This window comes from Micromonospora sp. MGP-C2 (assembly GCF_057766525.1).
In genome coordinates, this window is sequence record NZ_JBYMEN010000002.1 from 5727045 (window position 1) to 5744887 (window position 17843).

A 17843-nucleotide genomic window follows, 5' to 3' on the forward strand; every position below is an offset into this window, starting at 1 on the left:
GCGGGGGTGGGGAAGAATGGCCTCGTGACTTCCCCCCGCGACCTTGTCCTGCTCGGGTCCACCGGCTCGATCGGCACGCAGGCCATCGACATCGTTCGGCGTAACCCCGACCGGTTCCGGGTGGTCGCCGTGGGTGCGGGCGGCGGCAACGTCGAGCTGCTCGCCGCGCAGGCCCTCGAACTGGGCGTCGAGGCGGTCGGGGTGGCCAAGGCGTCCGCCGCGCAGGACCTGCAACTCGCGTTCTACGCCGAGGCGAGCCGGCGCGGCTGGGCCACCGGCGACTTCAAGCTTCCCAAGATCGTGGCCGGCCCCGACGCCATGACCGAGCTGGCCCAGTGGCCGTGCGACATCGTGCTCAACGGGGTGGTCGGCTCGCTGGGCCTCGCTCCTACGCTGGCCGCGCTGCGTGGTGGTCGTACCCTCGCGTTGGCCAACAAGGAGTCGCTCGTGGCCGGCGGCCCGCTGGTCAGGGCCGCGGTGACGCGGCCGGGGCAGATCGTCCCGGTCGACTCGGAGCATTCGGCGCTGGCCCAGTGCCTGCGGTCCGGGACGCGCGGTGAGGTGCGCCGGTTGATCGTCACGGCCAGCGGCGGCCCGTTCCGGGGTCGGCGGCGCGACGAGTTGACGCAGGTCACACCCGAGCAGGCGCTCGCGCACCCGACCTGGAACATGGGGCCCGTCGTCACGATCAACTCGGCCACCATGGTCAACAAGGCCCTTGAGGTGATCGAGGCGCACGAGCTGTTCGACGTGCCGTATGCCGACATCACAGTGATGGTGCACCCGCAATCGGTGATCCACTCCATGGTCGAGTTCGTCGACGGGTCGACGATCGCCCAGGCCAGCCCACCGGACATGCGGCTGCCCATCGCGCTGGGCATCGGCTGGCCGGACCGGGTGCCGGAGGCGTCCAGGGCGGTGGACTGGACGGCCGCGCACACCTGGGAGTTCGCGCCGCTGGACGACGAGGCGTTCCCGGCCGTCGCGCTGGCCAAGGCCGCGGGGGAGGCCGGGCGTTCCCGTCCGGCGATCTACAACGCGGCGAACGAGGAGTGCGTCGCGGCGTTCGTGGCGGGCCGGCTGCCGTTCCTCGGCATCGTCGACACCCTCGAACGCGTGTTGGAGGACGCTCCGGACTTCGACGAACCAGGTACCGTCGAGGACGTGCTCGCTGCCGAGTCGTGGGCACGCGCGCACGCGCAGGAGATCATCGCGGGTTCGGTGGAAGGAGCTTGATGTCGTACCTGCTCGGGGTGGTCCTCTTCGCCCTGGCCATTCTCATCTCGGTGAGCCTGCACGAGGCGGGTCACCTGTTGACCGCCAAGGCGTTCGGGATGAAGGTCACGAAGTTCTTCGTCGGTTTCGGCCCCACCATCTGGTCGTTCAAGCGCGGCGAAACCGAGTACGGCGTCAAGGGCATTCCGCTCGGCGGCTTCTGCAAGATCGTCGGGATGACCCCGCAGGACGACGACGTCGAACCGGGCGACGAGTCGCGGGTGATGTGGCGCTACCCGGTCTGGAAGCGGACGATCGTGATGGCCGCAGGGTCGATCACGCACTTCGCGCTCGCCCTGATCACGATCTGGATCCTCGCCGTCTCCGCCGGCCTGCCCAACCCGGACTTCCCGACCACCGACGCGCAGGCCCGCCAGGAGCCCGCGGTCATCCAGCTCAGCGATTGCGTGGTCCCGGAGAACGCGGTCCGCGCGTGCACGAGCGCAGACGCGGCCAGCCCTGCCGCGCAGGCGCAACTGCGCAACGGTGACCGGATCACCTCGGTCAACGGCACGCCGGTCAACTCCTACGGCGACCTGCTCACCACGCTGCGCGGGCTCAAGCCGGGCGACACCGCGCAGATCGCGTACGTCCGCGACGGGCAGCCGGGCAGCACCAGCACGGTGCTCGCGCAGACCCAGCGTCCGCCGCTGGACAACCCGACGGGTGCCGCCGCGCCGGTGGCCGCGCTCGGTGTCGGGCTCGTCCCCAGCACGCCCACCCGCGTGACGTACGGGCCGGTCGGCGCCTTCGGCGCCACCGCCGACTTCACCGGTGAGCTGGCCGTCGGCACCGTGAAGGCGCTCCAGCGCCTCCCGCAGAAGGTCCCCGCCCTGTGGACCGCCCTCACCGGCGGCGAGCGGGACGTCGACACCCCGATCAGTGTGGTCGGCGCCAGCCGACTCGGCGGCGAGGCGGTGGAGAACAACGCCTGGCTGGTCTTCTTCATGCTCTTCGTGTCGCTGAACTTCTTCATCGGCGTGTTCAACCTGCTGCCGCTGCTCCCGGTGGACGGCGGCCACATCGCCATCGCCTGGTTCGAACGGGCCCGCTCCTGGGTCTACGCGCGGATCGGGCGGGCCGACCCCGGCCGGGTGGACTACCTCAAACTGATGCCCTTCACGTACGTGGTGATCCTGATCGGTGGCGCGTTCACGCTGCTGACCATCGCCGCGGACGTGGTCAACCCCATCACGCTCTTCTCAAGGTGAGTGCCTGAAGTGACCGCTATCAGTCTCGGTATGCCAGCCGTGCCGCCCCCGCCGCTCGCTCCCCGTCGGGCCAGCCGCCAGATCATGGTCGGTTCGGTGCCGGTCGGCGGCGGTGCGCCGGTGTCGGTGCAGTCGATGACCACGACCCTCACCTCCGACATCAACGCCACCCTCCAGCAGATCGCCGAGCTGACCGCGTCCGGCTGCCAGATCGTCCGGGTGGCCGTGCCGTCCCAGGACGACGTCGAGGCGCTGCCCGCGATCGCCAAGAAGTCGCAGATCCCGGTGATCGCCGACATCCACTTCCAGCCCAAGTACGTCTTCGCGGCGATCGACGCCGGCTGCGCGGCGGTCCGGGTCAACCCCGGCAACATCCGCCAGTTCGACGACAAGGTCAAGGAGATCGCCCGCGCCGCGGGGGCGGCGGGGGTGCCGATCCGCATCGGCGTGAACGCCGGCTCGCTGGACAAGCGGCTGCTGTCCAAGTACGGCAAGGCCACCGCCGAGGCGCTCGTCGAGTCGGCGCTGTGGGAGTGCTCGCTGTTCGAGGAGCACGGCTTCCGCGACATCAAGATCTCGGTCAAGCACAACGACCCGGTCGTGATGATCCGCGCGTACCGGCAGCTCGCCGAGCAGTGCGACTACCCGCTGCACCTCGGTGTCACCGAGGCCGGCCCGTCCTTCCAGGGCACCATCAAGTCGGCGGTCGCCTTCGGCGCCCTGCTCGCCGAGGGCATCGGCGACACCATCCGGGTGTCGCTGTCCGCCCCGCCGGTCGAGGAGATCAAGGTCGGCAACCAGATCCTGGAGTCGCTGGGCCTGCGCGAGCGGGGCCTGGAGATCGTCTCCTGTCCGTCCTGCGGGCGGGCCCAGGTCGACGTCTACAAGCTCGCCGAGGAGGTCACCGCCGGTCTGGAAGGGCTGCCGGTGCCGCTGCGGGTCGCCGTGATGGGCTGCGTCGTCAACGGTCCCGGCGAGGCCCGCGAGGCCGACCTGGGCGTCGCCTCCGGCAACGGCAAGGGCCAGATCTTCGTCAAGGGCAAGGTCGTCAAGACGGTGCCCGAGGCGCAGATCGTGGAGACGCTGATCGAGGAGGCGCTGCGGATCGCCGACGAGATGGGCGCCGAGCTGCCCGAGGAGCTGCGCGGGCTGATCACCGGTCCGACGGTCACCGTGCACTGATTTCCAGTTGGCAAAAGCGGCCGTTCCCTCGGGGGAACGGCCGCTTTTGTTGCATCCCGGCCCGTCGGTGCGGGGCGTGGTTGGTGTGCGGTGGATGCGGCTCGCGTCACTGCGGGCTCGCGTCACTGCGGTTTCGCCTCGCGGTGGTGCGGGCTGGTGTCACTCGGATTCGGCGAGGATCGCGTACAGCTTGCGCCGCGTCTCGTCGAGCACCTGGGCGGCCCGCTCACGCTGGTCGTCGGTGCCGTTCATCATGACCTGTCGTAGCGCGTTCATCGCCTGCGCGCCGGAGTCGCGGATGTCGTGCCAGCTGCTCACCGTGCCCTGGGCGACGTCCGCCCACGCCGGGGTCTGCGCCGCCTCGGTGGCCTCGGCCTGACCGGCCTCGGTGACCGTGAACCGCTTTCGTCCGCCGCCGGACTCCTCCGTGCTGGCGACGATCACGCCCTCGTCCTCCAACAGTTGGAGGGTGGGGTAGATCGAGCCCGGGCTCGGCCGCCACGCGCCGCCGGTGCGGGAGTCGATCTCCTGGATCATCTCGTAACCGTGCATCGGCCGCTCGGTGAGCAGAGCCAGCACGGCCGCCCGGACGTTGGGGCGTCGGCCCCGACCCCGTCCACGGCCCCGACCGCCCCAGGGGCCGCCGTGTCCGTGCTCGCCGTCGCCGTGCGGGCCGGGCGGAACCGGCGGGAAGCCGAACCCACGCATCCGAGCCTCGTGCATCGGGTGGTGCTGTCGATGGAACCTCATCGGGTTCTCCCTCTCTTCGTACTGTCGCTGATGCATCAACGATATATCGGCAATGCATCGCCGACAAGTGGCTCTTTACAAACCGTACGTACGTCTTGTTAGGGTGTCGGTCATGCGCCTGCTTCCCCCACCGGGCCCGGCCCGGGTCCTCACCGTCGGCACCCTGGTCAAGACCGTCGGGCGTGGCCTGTGGCTCGTCGCCAGCGCGCTCTTCCTGACCCGGTCGGTCGGCCTGTCGGCGACCCAGGTGGGCATCGGCCTGACCATCTCGGCCCTCGTCGGCGTGCTGGCCAGCACACCCAGTGGCTACCTGGCCGACCGCGTCGGCCCGCGCGGCGTACAGGTCGGCGCGTTGTTCGCCGCCGGCACCCTCACAGTCGGCCTCATCGCCGTCCGGTCGTTTCCCACCTTCGTGCTGGTGGGAGCCGCCACGGCGCTCGCCGACGCGGTTGAGCGCGGTGCGCGGGGCGCGCTGATCGCCGGGGCGATCCCGGCCGACCAGCGGGTACGCACCCGCGCCTACCTCCGGGCCACCACCAACGTCGGGATCTCCGTCGGCGCGGTCCTCGGTGGCTTCGCCATCGCCGCCGACACCCGCACCGGATACGTCGTGCTGATCCTGGCCGCGGCGGCGGCGTCGCTGGCCGCAGCGGTGGTCTTCATCCGACTGCCCAGCATCGCCCCGGTCGCCGCCCCCGCGCACGGCCCTCGACTGGTCGCCCTGCGGGACCGCCCGTTCCTTGCCTTCACCCTGGTCGACGGGCTGATGTCCATGCACTTCAGCCTGCTCACCATCGCCCTGCCGCTGTGGATCGCCGGGCACACCCGGGCGCCCGTCTGGATGATCTCCGCGTTGACGCTGGTCAACACCGTGCTGGTGGTGCTCTTCCAGGTCCGCACCGCGGGCACCGCTGCCACCCTGCCCGGAGCCGCCCGTGCCGCCCGTCGAGCGGGGGTGGCCATCGCCCTGGCCTGCGTACTCTTCGCCGCCAGCGGCGCACTGCCCACGGCCGGTGCCGTCGGCCTGCTTGCCTGCGGTTCGGTCGCCCACGTGACCGGGGAGCTGTGGCACTCCGCCGCCGGCTGGGGGATCTCCTTCGGCCTCGCGCCAGCAGACGCCCAGGGCCAGTACCAGGGGGCGTACGGCATGGGCTACGAACTGGGCAAGATGCTCGCGCCGGTGGTGGTGACCACCCTCGCGCTCGGCTGGGGCGTACCGGGCTGGTTTGTGCTCGGTGGCCTGTTCCTCCTGCTCGGGGCACTGGTGCCACCGGTCGTCCGATGGGCTGGGCGAACCCGGCCGCTCAGTGAGCCGACAGAGCAGGTGCCAGCCTTGTCACTCGACCGGCGGACCGGGGGGTCGATCTGGCAGGCTGGGAGTCGTGCTGACGGTGCCGGTACGCCAACTGGGGGAATCGGAGCGCCGCGCGGTCGAGCGACTACTCGACCATGACCCGTTCGCGGGCGCGCAGGTCGCCGAACGGATCGCCGCGCGCGGCCTCTCGTGGTGGCGGGCCGAGGGCAGAATCCTGGGGTACGGGGCACGGCGCAACCTCGAATCGCTGTGCTGGCTCGGCGGCAACCTGACGCCGGTGCTGGCGAGCGACGCCGCGGTGGCCGCCTTCGCCGACCTGCTCGCGGGCGAGGAGCGGTTGTGCTCGTCCATCGTCGGTCGGGCCGACGCAGTGCTCGGGCTGTGGGACCGGCTCTCCGACACATGGGGGCCAGCGCGAGACGTCCGCCCCAACCAGCCGCTGCTGGTCGCCGACTCCCTGCCACCCGTACCGGCCGACCCGGAGGTACGCCAGGTCCGCTCCGGCGAGGTCGACCGGCTCTTCCCCGCGGCAGTGGCCATGTACACCGAGGAGGTCGGCGTCTCCCCACTGGCCGAGGACGCCGGGCGCAGCTACCGCCGGCGGGTCAACGACCTGGTCCGCGCCGGTCGGGCGTACGCCCGCTTCGTCGACGGCAAGGTCGTGTTCAAGGCCGAGCTGGCCGTGGTGACCAAGCGGACGGCGCAGGTCCAGGGCGTCTGGGTCGCACCCGAGTGGCGCGGCCGAGGGATCGCCACAGCCGCCATGGCAGCCGTCGTCCGCGACGCGTTGCTGCGGGTCGCCCCCACTGTCAGCCTCTACGTCAACGACTTCAACCTTCCGGCCCGCCGGGTCTACGAACGCTGCGGCTTCCAGCCGGTCGGCACCCTCGCCACGGTCCTCTTCTGACCCTGGCCGGGCGCCCTGTGCCGAGCGCGGGTGCCGCACCGGCCACCGGCACCGGGTGCGGGGCGCCACGTATGCCGCACTGGACACCGGACGCCGCGTGCTGCGCCGTGCGCCGTGTGCCGGCTGCCGCCTGCCGCCTGCCGGGTGCCGCGTGCCGGGTGCCGCACCGCCCCGCCCGCACCTGGGCCGCGCGGATCTGCCGAGTCCCCGCGGCCCCGGCGCACCCCTGCCGGGTCCCGAGGGGGGCGATCTCTGCCGCTTCGCAGGTAGATCTTGGACACTTTCCGTTAGCGGCTAACTGTCGTGTCCCGAGACATGTGTCAAGGGGAAGTCCCGATAGATGTGTCATGAGTTGTTGATCAGGCTGCTCGGGTGAGGCTGATGTAGGTCCGGTCGGGGGTGAGGTGGAAGTGGCCGAGGGGTTGTCCGTCGCGGTTGTAGATGGTGATTCGGTTTTGGTCGCGGATGGCGGTGACGGTGGCGCCGGCGTGGGTGGTGCCGACGCTGGTGCGGTGCCCGGCGACGGTGATGGCGCCGGTGCTGCCTACGAGGCAGCGGTGCAGGGTGGCGTCGGTTTGCCTGGGCAGGCTGGTCGGCCCGCCGAGGCTGGGCGCGTCTGTCCAGGCCTGGGCGGGGGTGGCGCGTCGCGGCAGGGCGCTGTGGCGTCGTTCGGTGTTGTAGTAGCGGCGGTAGGCGTCTAGCAGGTTCTGCAGTTCGGGGCAGGTGGTGGGGGTGGGTTGGGTGCTCAGCCATTTCTTGAGGGTTTGGTGGTGGCGTTCGACCTTGCCGCAGGTCTGCGGGTGGTAGGGGCTGGAGTTGATCGGCCGGACATTGTGTTGCCGGAGGTACTGGACGAACGTGGAGATCGATCCGGGTCGGGTCAGGCGGCTGGTGAACGCGGTGCCGTTGTCGGACAACACGATCGCCGGGACCCCGTACTCGGTGAACGCCTGCCTGACCGCGGTGATCGCGCCTTCGGCGGTCTCCGCGGTCGTCGTGTGACAGCCGACGAGGGTTCGGGTGCAGTCGTCCAAGACGTCGAAGACCGCGGCGAGGCTGCCGTCGGCGAGCCGGACGTTTGTGGCGTCGATCTGGTAGCAGTCCCGGGGCCGGGCGTAGACGAAGCGTCGAAACGAGCTGCGCGGCCGTTTCGCCGGGTTCCGTTCGAGCAGGTCATGCCGGCCCAGGACCCGGTTGATCGTCGACCTTGAGGGCACCCGCCACGCCGGAGCAGTAGCGTTGTGCAGCTCGATCAGAGCGTCGTGGATGAAGTCGGCCCCGTTGTCCAGGCCGAGTTCGACGCGCAGCTTGCAGATCCACGCATCCAGCTCCGGTGGCGTCATCCGCGGACTGCTACGCGGCCGCCGGGACCGCTCCTGCCATTCGCCCACGTCCCGGATCCGCGCCTGATGCCGGTACACGGTACGGACCGACACACCATGCTCGCGCGCGAACTCAGCGGCGTTGACCCGCACCCCAGCAGCCAACTGGGCATCGAGCAGGTTCATGACACGCCGCCGAGAAGCCATGCCAGGCACCATCTACCAGCACGCCCAAGATCCCTACCAAGTGACACATGTATCGGGACTTCAACACTGACAGATGTCATGAGACTGAATAGTTAGCGGCTAACGGAAAATGTCCAAGATCTGCCGGGCCTGGTTGTCGGTGTCGTTGTGGTTGTGCGGGATATGCCGCTGGCCGGCACCCCGGGTGGGAGTACCGGCCAGCTGTGCTGTGCGGTGTGTGTTGGTGGGTCAGCTGTTCCAGTACTGGCCGACCAGGTCGGTGGCCTGCTGCTCCCACTGGGCGTAGGCGTCGGGGTAGGCGGAGACCTGGACGGTCTGCGCGGCGTCGGTCAGCGCCATGTCCTGCCACCCGTCAACCTGCTTGAGGCCCTTGAGGAACGCGGTCGTCGAGTAGGCGGGGTCGGTGATCTGCTCCGGCGTGCCCCAACCACTGGTCGGGCGCTGCTGGAACAGGCCCAGCGAATCATGGTCATTCTTATCGCCGAGGTGGCCCAGGTTCTCCAGCTTCGACTCCTGCAGGCTCGTGGCGATGGAGATGACCGCGGCGCGCTCGGGCAGGCCGGCCTTCTTCGTCGCGGCGATGATCGCCTTGACGTTCGCGGTCTGCTCGTCGTTGAGGGTGATGTGGGACTGGTCGCCCTGGGGCTTCGGGGCGGCCGACTGCACCGCCACCGCAACAGGCTTGGCATCCACGGCCGGGCTGGCAGCGTGGGCGGCGATCGGGCCGGCGAAGACACCACCGGCGAACGCGAGACCAGCAACAGACAACATGCTCTTACGGAAGATCGTGTTCATGGGGGTAGCTCCTTCGGGGGTAGGAACACCCGCACCGCCAAGGGGGGTCGGCGACGCAAGGGTGTGAGCACCTCGTCCGGCGCTGCATCAAACAAAGGGGGAAAGTCTGGGGGAGATCGGCACCGTCAAGCGGGGGGCTTGTGGGGGCCGGGTCGGCGGCCTGCGAGGGGGCTCGGGCGCCGGGGGTCGGCGGTGACAAGCGCGGGCTTGTGGCGCCGGGATCGGCGGCCTACGCGCGGGGCTTGTGGCGCCGGGTCCGTGTGTAACGACCGGGGGTCGGGGGTCATTCCCGGTGGGCCCACCCGCCGACACCGGCTCGTGTGAAGCGGTGGTCGGGTGGTCGCTCGTGGGGACTGCAACGACCGGGGGCCCGGGGTCATTCCGGGGGCCGGGCCATCCCGTGACACCCGATGGGGCGGGGTGCTGGGAGGCTTCAACGATGCGGGCCGGGTCGGCATTCCAACCCCGCTACCAGCTGTTCCAACCCCGGTGGGCGGGGCGGTGAGGCGGTGGTCCTGCGATCGTCAGAGTGTGTAACGACCCCGCCCCGGCCATCATTCCGACCCACCGGTGCGACCGGTCACAGGCCAAACGCCCCGAAGGCCCCGAACCTCGTACCGGGGCCATCGGCGCTCTCGCCTTACCCCCCCCAGACCGGACAAACCTCGCATCAGCCGGCCGGTGCCCCGAGCAGGCCGGGGCCGCACCGTCCCGCCGGCCCGGGGTGCCGCGCGCGGGAACCCATCGGGCACGCAGAACCCCATGCGGGCATGATCCACTCGACTTCACGGAAACCGCGGCATCCGCGACAGGCTGACACCCCGACTTCAATGAAGCCGAGTCGATCATGAGTTGGGCGATGACTGACGCCCTGCTCAGGGCCGGAAATTCGGTTGAATCTACGCGCAGGCGCCGGCAGGCTGAAGTCTCCGCCACCCCACATCCGGAGGACTTTCCATGCGCCTGCTCCGTGATCTGTGGGGCACCTCGGCACGTCGAATGACGGTCGTGGCCGTCCTGATCGTGCTCGGCGCCGCCGGTCAGGCGGGCGCCTCGGCGCTGGCCGGAGCGGTGCTGGTGCATCGTTCGGCCGGCTTCTTCGTCGTGCTGGCCGCGGCGCTGGTCGCCGTGGTGCTCAGCGACCTCGCGGTGAGCCTGCTGATGGCCGGCCTGACCGCCGACTGGTCCGCCGACGTCCGCCGACGGCTCTGCCGGGTCGCCTTCGGGCAGGACCTGCCCACCCTGGAGACCACCCCGGTGGGTGAGCTGCTCGACCGCATCGACGGGGACGTCTACCAGGTGGCGTCGGCGATCCGTAACCAGGGCACCCGGCTCGCCCAGGGGCTGTGCGTCGGCCTGTTGTCGATGGTCGTGGCGTTGGTCGTGTGGTGGCCGGCCGGTGTCGCGATGCTGCTGCTCACTGTGGTGCTCGCAGTCAGTCTGCGCCGGCCCACGGCGCGGATCGCCCCGGCCCGGATGGCTGAGGAGGAGGCGTGGTCCGACCTGGCCGCCGTGATGGAGGAGGCGGTGCACGGCCAGGACGACGTACGGACCAGCCTGGCCCGCCCGTACGTGCTGCGGCTGTACGCACGGCGGGCCGCCGCCGTGCTGTCCCGGGGCGGCCTGGTCTGGGTGTTGTCCGCGCGGGTGGCCGCCGCCGCGACCGCGACGATCCGGGCTGGCATCGGCGCGGTGGTGCTCGGCGGGGCCTGGGCGTTGACCACCGATCGGATCGACGCCGCCCGGCTCACCGCCATCTGGCTGCTCGCCCTGGCCTTCGGTGCCACCGCGGAACACGTCAGCCGGATGGTGCCGGAGATCCAGGAGGCTCTCGGCGCGTGGGCCCGGGTGCAGTTGCTGCACAAGGCACGACAGGAGCCCGTCGGCGGCGCCAGCCCGGCCGAGGGTGACCTGCGTATCCGCGACCTGACCTTCGGGTACCAGGTGAGTGGTCCGGAGGGTGGCCGGGGGGCCGCGCTGCGCGGGCTCAGCCTCACCTTCGCGCGTGGACGCTCGTACGCGCTGATCGGGCGGACCGGTTCGGGCAAGTCGACGCTCGCGAAGGTGCTCACCAGGGCTGTCGACGTGCCGTCGGGCACTGTCTTCCTCGGCGGCACCGACCTGTGTGACCTCGACGTCGAGCAGTTGCGCCGCTGGGTGGCGCTGGTGCCGCAGCGTACCGAAATCGTGGCCGGCACCCTCGCGGAGAACGTGGCGCTCTACGACCCCGAGCTGCTCGACGCCGCGGCCCAGGCACTGAACGAGCTGGGCCTGGCCGGCTGGATCGCCGAGTTGCCGGACGGGTTGGCGACCCGGCTGGGGGAGGGCGGGCACGTGCTCTCCGCCGGCCAGGAGCAGCTGGTGGCGTTCGCCCGGATCCTGGTCCGGGACCCGCATGTGGTGATCCTCGACGAGGCCACCGCACGTCTGGATCCTGTCACCGAGGCGCGGGTGCAGCGGGCCACCGAACGACTGCTGCGCGACCGGATCGGCATCGTCATCGCCCACCGACTCTCCTCGGTGCGCCGCTGTGACGAGGTGGTCGTGCTGGCCGACGGCGCGGTGGTCGAGGCCGGCCCGTTGGAGACGTCGACGCGCTTCGCCGAACTGCTGGCGACCAGTCACGCGGCCGCGTACGCCGCAGTGGCACCGGCCGGCCACGCCGGCGCCGGCACCGACCTGCTGGTCGGCCCCGACCCGGCCGACGCCTGGCCGAGCGAGCCGACCACCGAGCCGGTCGAGAAGGCCGGGCAGGTCGAGTCGGTCGAGAAGGCCGGGCCGACGCGGGCCGACCCGCCACCGCTGCCTCCCGTGCCGCCGGCCCGGACGCTGCGGGAGATCATCCGACTCTGCACCAACGATCCCCGGTACGGGCTGGCGGCGATCGGGTTGTTCCTCGGGCTCAGCCTGCTGGGGCTGGACGGCCCGGTGCTGCCCTGGCTGTGGGCCGACCTGGTCGACGGGACCGGCAACCCGTACCTGCCGGCGGTCGGGATCGTGGCCGGGCTGCTGGTCACCATGCCGCTGCCGTACTACACCCACGTCTGGTTCCCCCAGTGGTGGGTGCGGCAGATGCTGCGCATCGGCCTGCGCCTGGTGCACGGCCAGACCGGGGCGCGTCGGGTCAGCTCGCACACCCCGGCGGAGGTCGTGGCGCAGGGCGGTGACACCGAGCGGGTGGTCCAGCTCGCCGACAACGTGCTGGACCAGGGCGTCGCGCTGGTCCTGGTGGTCGCCATGACGGCGGTCACCGGGAGCGTCGTACCGGGGCTGTTCTTCCTCGGCACGATGGTGGTCTCCGGGCTGGCCGCGACGTTGTTCGGGCCGAAACTCGAACGCGCGGCCCGGGCGACGGTTGCGGCGCGGGCCGCCTTCGCCACGGCGCTGGTCTCCGCGCTCTCCGCGGCGCGGACGGTGAAGCTCGCCGGCGCGACCACGGCGGTGCTGCGTCACCTGGCGGGCCTGGACGTGCTGCGCAGCGACCGGCAGCGGCGGGAGATCTCGGTGCAGGTGTGGGCGCGTTCCACGCCGTCGGTGGCCAGCGGGCTGTTGCCGATCGGTGCGTGGGCGCTCTACCTGAGCGGCTCGCTCTCCGCCGGGGCGGTGCTGGTGGCCGTCTCCACGCTGGGCGCGGCGCGCTGGTTCGCCTGGACCACCGCGTCGCTGATCTCCCAGCTGCCCTCGGCGCGGGTCTGGACGCGGCGCACGGCGGCGATGACCGGAGTGAGCGCGTACTCCGCTGGGGTTTCGGCTGTCGACCTGGCCGCCGGGACGGCGCCCGCGCCGACGCCACCACCCCGGCATCCGCTGCGCCGCCTGGAGCTGCGCGGCTTCGGGGTGGTGCATTCCGACGGTACGGTGGCCGTCCGGGACGTCGACCTGACCGTGCAGCGTGGGCAGTTGGTGCTGGTCGTCGGGCCGGTGGGGTCGGGCAAGTCCTCGTTGCTGCGGGCGCTGGCCGGGATCGTGCACCACACCGGTGAGCTGGCCTGGAACGGTGACCCGGTCACCGAGCCGGAGCTGTTCCTCCGCCCCAACCAGGTCGGTTACGTCGGCCAGTTGCCTCGGGTGCTGTCCGGCACTGTCGCCGACAACATCGCGCTCGGACATGAGGTGGATGCGGCCGGGGCGGTCAGCACCGCACAGCTCGACCACGACCTGGCCGCCGCTGGCGGTGGGCTCGGTCTGCTCATCGGGCACAAGGGCACCCGGCTGTCCGGCGGCCAGTTGCAGCGGTTGGCGCTGGCCCGTGCGCTGGCCCCGCGTACCGAACTGCTGGTCGCCGACGACGTGTCGTCGGCGCTGGACGTCACGACCGAGCTGGCACTGTGGCAGGCGTTGCGCGACCACGGGGTGACAGTGGTCGGCTCCACCGCGAAGCGCGCCGCGTTGGTCCGGGCCGACCACGTGGTGGTGCTGCTCGGCGGGCAGGTGGCGGCCCAGGGGACCTGGCAGGACCTGGAGGGTCGCTGGTCACACCTGGCCGGCTGAGAGCGGGATGACGGTCGGGCGGCTGCGCACAGAGGCAGCCGCCCGACCGCCCGGAAGATCAGGCCGCGCGGGCGTACTGGGCGGGGCCGGAGTACGCGACGCCGAGCTTGGCGGCGGCCCGGCGCGGCCAGTACGGGTCGCGCAGCAGCTCCCGGCCCAGCAGCACAAGGTCGGCCTCGCCGCTGGCGACGATCTGCTCCGCGTGCTCGGGCTCGACGATCAGGCCCACAGCGCCGGTCGGCACACCGGCGTCGCGGCGGATCTGCGCGGCCAGCGGCACCTGGTAGCCGGGGCCGAGCGGGATGCGCTGGTCCACGCTGACACCACCCGAGGACGCGTCGACCAGGTCGACGCCGACGCCGGCCAGCTCGCCGGCGAGCACCACGCTGTCCTCGATCGTCCAGCCGCCCTCAGCCCAGTCGGTGGCGGAGATCCGGGTCAGCACCGGCACGTCCTCGCCGACCGCGGCGCGCACCGCGCGGGCCACCTCCAGGGTGAGTCGCATCCGGGCGGCCCGGTCACCGCCGTAGGAGTCGGTGCGGTGGTTGGTCAGCGGCGAGAGGAACTCGTTGAGCAGGTAGCCGTGCGCGGCGTGGATCTCCACGGCGGCGAAGCCGGCGTCCAGCGCGCGTTCGGCGGCTGCGGCGAACGCCTGGACCACACCGGCGATGCCGGCCTCGTCGAGGCTGGTCGGCGTCCGGTAGTCGGTGGTGAACGGCTCCGAGCCGGGCGCGACGGGCGTCCAGCCACCCTCGCTGTCCGGCACGCCACCGCGCTCCGGTGCCCACGGCCGGTAGGTGGAGGCCTTGAAACCGGCGTGCGCGAGCTGCACGGCCGGCACGGCGCCGTGGGCGGCGACGAACGCGGTCACCGGTCGCCAGGCGTCGACGTGCGCGCCGGACCACAGCCCGGTGTCCTGCGGGCTGATCCGGCCCTCGGGGAGCACGGCGGTCGCCTCGGTCAGGATCAGACCGGCACCGCCGACCGCGCGACTGCCCAGGTGGATCAGGTGCCAGTCGGTGGGCAGACCATCGGGGCCGGCGGAGTACTGGCACATGGGGGCCATGGCGATCCGGTTGGGCAGTGTGACCGCGCGCAGGGCCAGGGGGGTGAACAGGGAACTCATGGGGTCATCCTCTCGAAGACGGCGACGGGCCCCTCCGGGGGAGGGGCCCGTCGCCGTCGGTGTCAGCTGGATCAGGCGGGTACGGGGCTCAGCTCGTCCTGTCGGGTCGGCCGGGGGTCGGCGACCGGCTCCGGGTCGGTCAGGTCCCGCCGACCGGCGGACTCGTACGCGGCCCGGTCGAGGGTGCCCTCCCGGGCGGCGACCACTGTCGGCACGAGTGCCTGCCCGGCCACGTTGGTGGCGGTGCGGATCATGTCCAGGATCGGGTCGATGGCCAGCAGCAGGCCGGCGCCGGCCAGCGGCAGACCCAGCGTGCTGAGGGTCAGGGTGAGCATCACGATCGCGCCGGTCAGGCCGGCGGTGGCCGCCGAGCCGACCACCGAGACGAAGGCGATCAGCAGGTAGTCGGTCACGCCGAGCTGCACACCGAACACCTGGGCCACGAAGATCGCGGCGAGTGCCGGGTAGATGGCTGCGCAACCGTCCATCTTCGTGGTGGCGCCGAACGGCACCGCGAACGAGGCGTACTCGCGGGGGACGCCGAGGCGCTCGACGGAGCGCTGGGTCACCGGCATGGTGCCGACCGAGGAGCGGGACACGAAGGCCAGCTCGATCGCCGGCCAGGCGCCGGCGAAGAAGCGCAGCGGGTTGAGGCGGCCGGCGAGGATCAGCACCAGCGGGTAGACCACGAACAGCACGATGGCGCAGCCGACGTAGACGGCGGTGGTGAACTTCGCGAGGGGGGCCAGCAGGTCCCAGCCGTACGAGGCGACGGCGTTGCCGATCAGGCCGAGGGTGCCGATCGGGGCGAGGCGGATGACCCACCAGAGCGCCTTCTGGACGATCTCCAGCAGGGACCGGTTCAGCGCCACGAAGGGCTCGGCGGGCTCGCCCACCAGCAGGGCCGCGGCGCCCACGACGACAGCGAGGAAGACGATCTGGAGGACGTTGCCCTCGACGAACGCGCCGACCGGGTTGGTGGGCACGATGCCGGTGAGGAAGTCGGTCCACGAGCCGGTGTTCTTCGGCGGGGCCGCGCCACCCAGGTCGAGGGTCACGCCCTTGCCAGGGTTGGTGAGCAGGCCGAGGCCGATGCCGATGCTCACCGCGATCAGGGCGGTGATGCCGAACCACATCAGGGTCTTGAGGGCGAGCCGGGCGGCGTTCGCGACGCCGCGCAGGCTGACCACGCTGACCACGATGGCGGTGAAGACCAGCGGCGGCACCGCCAGTTTGAGCAGTTGGATGAAGAGGCTGCCGACGGTGTGCAGGGTGGTGGTCAGCCAGCTCAGGTCGTTGGCGCGGGCCAGGAAGCCCAGCGCGACGCCGAGCACGAGGCCGAGCAGGATCTGCACGGAGAAGGGAATCTTGCGCAGGCCGAAAGGCATGAGACGTTGTCCAATTGTCTGGTTCCGAGCGGGTGGGCGTGTGTGTCGCGGCTATGCCGGACAGACGCCGCTGGCCTGCAGTCGGAGATCGACGTACAGGCGCTCGGTGAGGCCCCAGACATTGGTCATCGCTCGCCGACGTTACGCCGATTCCCGCTCGGAGGAAGGGGTGATCGGCGTGAGGCTCCTTACACCCCGCTCGCCCGCCGTCCTATCGGCGGGCCAGGGCGAGGGCTGTCGCGGTCGAGAGGCCCCACAGCACCGCGACGGCGAGGACCAGCCGTTCCAGCACCCCCACCACCGCACCCCGGCCGAGGACGAGCATCGCCAGCCCCACCGCGGCGCAGAGCGGCAGCGCCACGGCGGCGGCCAGGCCGGCCAGCCGACGGAGCACCGGGCCCGCCGGCCCGGACACGGCGAGCGTGACCATGGCGAGGACCACCGACGCGGTCGCCGCGATGCTCGTGCCGCCGTGCACCAGATCCGCCGCCGTCGCCCGCTCGAACGGTGGCAGCGGGCAGCCGGCGGAGCAGGTCACGGCCCCGGACACGGCGGTGAAGACCGCGCCGGTGGCGAGCAGGGCCGGTGCCGCCCACACCCCGGGAGGCAGCGCCGCGCCGACCAGCAGCAGCGCTGCGGCCAGAGCGAGGATCCCGATCCGGTACGTCGTGGCGTGACCACTGCCGGCGATGCCCGCCTCGCTGACGTACCCGGTGAGCCCCGGACCGGGACCGGCGACCACGGCGACGGTCACCGCGACCGCCCCGGCCAGCGCGCAGCCGGCCGCGGCGGACCCGGCGACCCGGCGGGCGACGTCGGCGCGGGCCCTCGGCGCGGTCGTGGTGCCGGGCCGACCCGGCTCAACCACGCCCGTGTGGCGTGCTCCAACCGGAGTCGTCAGGCCCGAGCGGCACGATGCCGCTCGGGTTGATCTCCCGGTGGGTGCCGTAGTAGTGCCGCTTGATGTGGTCGAAGTCCACCGTCTCACCGAAACCCGGGGTCTGGAACAGGTCCCGGGCGTACGCCCAGAGCACCGGCATCTCGGTCAGCTTCTGCCGGTTGCATTTGAAGTGTCCGTGGTACGCGGCGTCGAACCGGACCAGTGTGGTGAACAGCCGCACGTCGGCCTCGGTGATCGCCTCACCCATCAGGTAGCGCTGCCCGGCCAGGCGTTCGGACAAGGCGTCCAGCCGGGCGAAGAGTGCCCGGAACGCCTCGTCGTACGCCTCCTGCGAGGTGGCGAACCCGCACCGGTACACGCCATTGTTGACGTCGGTGTGGATCTCGGCCATCAGCGCGTCCATCTCAGGGCGCAGTTCGACCGGGTACAGGTCCGGTGTGTCGGGCGCGTGCAGCGACCGCCACTCGGTGGACAGGTCGAGGGTGAGCTGCGGGTAGTCGTTGGTGACGACCCGGCCGGTCAGGGTGTCGACCAGCGCCGGCACTGTCACCCGGCCGGTGTAGTCCGCGTCGGTGGCCAGGTACGCCTCGGAGAGGAAGCTGACGCCGAGAACCGGGTCGAAGCCGTCCGGGTCCAGGGCGAACGCCCAGCCCCGCTCGTCGCGGATCGGGTCGACGGTGCCCAGCGAGATCGCGTCGTCCAGGCCGAGCAGGCCCCGCACGATCCTCGCCCGGTGTGCCCACGGGCAGGCGCGGCACCAGATCAGCCGGTACCGGCCGGCCTCCAGCGGCCAACGGTCCTGCTCGTCGGGCCCGCCACCGGGCGGGGACGTGGAGTCGGCGGTGACCCGACCGGTGAACCGGTTGGGCTGACGGACGAACGCGCCGCCGCCGCTGGTCTCTGCGCTGAACTGGGCCCGGGCCATGCCGCCAACCTATCCGCTGCCGACGCGGATATCCTGGCGGCCGGCAGC

13 protein-coding genes are annotated in these 17843 nt (G+C 71.6%); 6 read left to right on the forward strand and 7 right to left on the reverse strand.

What is annotated here, in order from left to right:
* Positions 1-24: 24 nt before the first annotated feature.
* Genes dxr through ispG form a run of 3 tightly spaced genes read left to right on the forward strand, consistent with a single transcriptional unit; the run spans position 25 to position 3668 of the window.
* A complete protein-coding gene (dxr, locus tag AC3CF1_RS26420) occupies positions 25-1236 on the forward strand; it encodes a 1-deoxy-D-xylulose-5-phosphate reductoisomerase (protein ID WP_099851237.1) in 1212 nt (403 codons plus the stop codon).
* Complete coding sequence (locus AC3CF1_RS26425) at positions 1236-2486, forward strand: M50 family metallopeptidase (protein ID WP_354981139.1); 1251 nt, start codon at positions 1236-1238, stop codon at positions 2484-2486. Before dxr ends, AC3CF1_RS26425 begins: the two co-directional genes overlap by 1 nt.
* Positions 2487-2495: 9 nt before the next feature.
* On the forward strand, positions 2496-3668 hold the full coding sequence (gene ispG / locus AC3CF1_RS26430; RefSeq protein WP_088946672.1) for a flavodoxin-dependent (E)-4-hydroxy-3-methylbut-2-enyl-diphosphate synthase: 1173 nt from the start codon (positions 2496-2498) through the stop codon (positions 3666-3668).
* 159 nt (positions 3669-3827) lie between these two features.
* On the opposite strand, the gene AC3CF1_RS26435 is transcribed toward ispG, so the two are convergent.
* On the reverse strand, positions 3828-4418 hold the full coding sequence (locus AC3CF1_RS26435) for a PadR family transcriptional regulator (protein WP_488451511.1): 591 nt from the start codon (positions 4416-4418) through the stop codon (positions 3828-3830).
* Between the two features lie 112 nt (positions 4419-4530).
* Between AC3CF1_RS26435 and AC3CF1_RS26440 the strand changes: the two genes are divergently transcribed.
* Positions 4531-5871, forward strand: a complete 1341-nt coding sequence (locus tag AC3CF1_RS26440; RefSeq protein ID WP_488451512.1) for an MFS transporter — start codon at positions 4531-4533, stop codon at positions 5869-5871.
* A complete protein-coding gene (locus AC3CF1_RS26445; protein ID WP_210792180.1) occupies positions 5801-6640 on the forward strand; it encodes a GNAT family N-acetyltransferase in 840 nt (279 codons plus the stop codon). Before AC3CF1_RS26440 ends, AC3CF1_RS26445 begins: the two co-directional genes overlap by 71 nt.
* A 359-nt stretch (positions 6641-6999) precedes the next feature.
* On the opposite strand, the gene AC3CF1_RS26450 is transcribed toward AC3CF1_RS26445, so the two are convergent.
* Positions 7000-8169 carry a DDE-type integrase/transposase/recombinase gene (locus tag AC3CF1_RS26450; protein WP_354981520.1) on the reverse strand — a complete coding sequence of 390 codons (1170 nt, stop codon included), beginning with the start codon at positions 8167-8169 and terminating at the stop codon, positions 7000-7002.
* Positions 8170-8397: 228 nt separating this feature from the next.
* The gene (locus tag AC3CF1_RS26455; RefSeq protein ID WP_488451513.1) at positions 8398-8964 is read right to left on the reverse strand and encodes a hypothetical protein; all 567 of its coding nucleotides are present in this window, start codon (positions 8962-8964) and stop codon (positions 8398-8400) included.
* A 957-nt stretch (positions 8965-9921) separates the two neighbouring features.
* Between AC3CF1_RS26455 and AC3CF1_RS26460 the strand changes: the two genes are divergently transcribed.
* Positions 9922-13455: an ATP-binding cassette domain-containing protein gene (locus AC3CF1_RS26460; RefSeq protein WP_488451514.1), complete on the forward strand. Its 3534-nt coding sequence runs from the start codon at positions 9922-9924 to the stop codon at positions 13453-13455.
* 58 nt (positions 13456-13513) lie between these two features.
* Here the strand turns inward: AC3CF1_RS26460 and AC3CF1_RS26465 are convergent, their stop codons facing one another.
* The 4 genes from AC3CF1_RS26465 to AC3CF1_RS26480 all read right to left on the reverse strand — a co-directional run bounded on the left by AC3CF1_RS26465 (position 13514) and on the right by AC3CF1_RS26480 (position 17795).
* Entirely contained in the window at positions 13514-14581 is a 1068-nt protein-coding gene (locus tag AC3CF1_RS26465) for an NADH:flavin oxidoreductase/NADH oxidase (RefSeq protein WP_354981134.1), read from the reverse strand.
* Between the two features lie 71 nt (positions 14582-14652).
* Complete coding sequence (locus tag AC3CF1_RS26470) at positions 14653-15957, reverse strand: dicarboxylate/amino acid:cation symporter (RefSeq protein WP_172862166.1); 1305 nt, start codon at positions 15955-15957, stop codon at positions 14653-14655.
* 223 nt (positions 15958-16180) lie between these two features.
* Positions 16181-16837 carry a DUF998 domain-containing protein gene (locus AC3CF1_RS26475; RefSeq protein WP_488451515.1) on the reverse strand — a complete coding sequence of 219 codons (657 nt, stop codon included), beginning with the start codon at positions 16835-16837 and terminating at the stop codon, positions 16181-16183.
* Positions 16830-17795 (reverse strand): glutathione S-transferase family protein, encoded by a 966-nt coding sequence (locus tag AC3CF1_RS26480; protein WP_488451516.1) that lies wholly within the window; start codon positions 17793-17795, stop codon positions 16830-16832. Before AC3CF1_RS26480 ends, AC3CF1_RS26475 begins: the two co-directional genes overlap by 8 nt.
* Positions 17796-17843 lie beyond the last annotated feature (48 nt).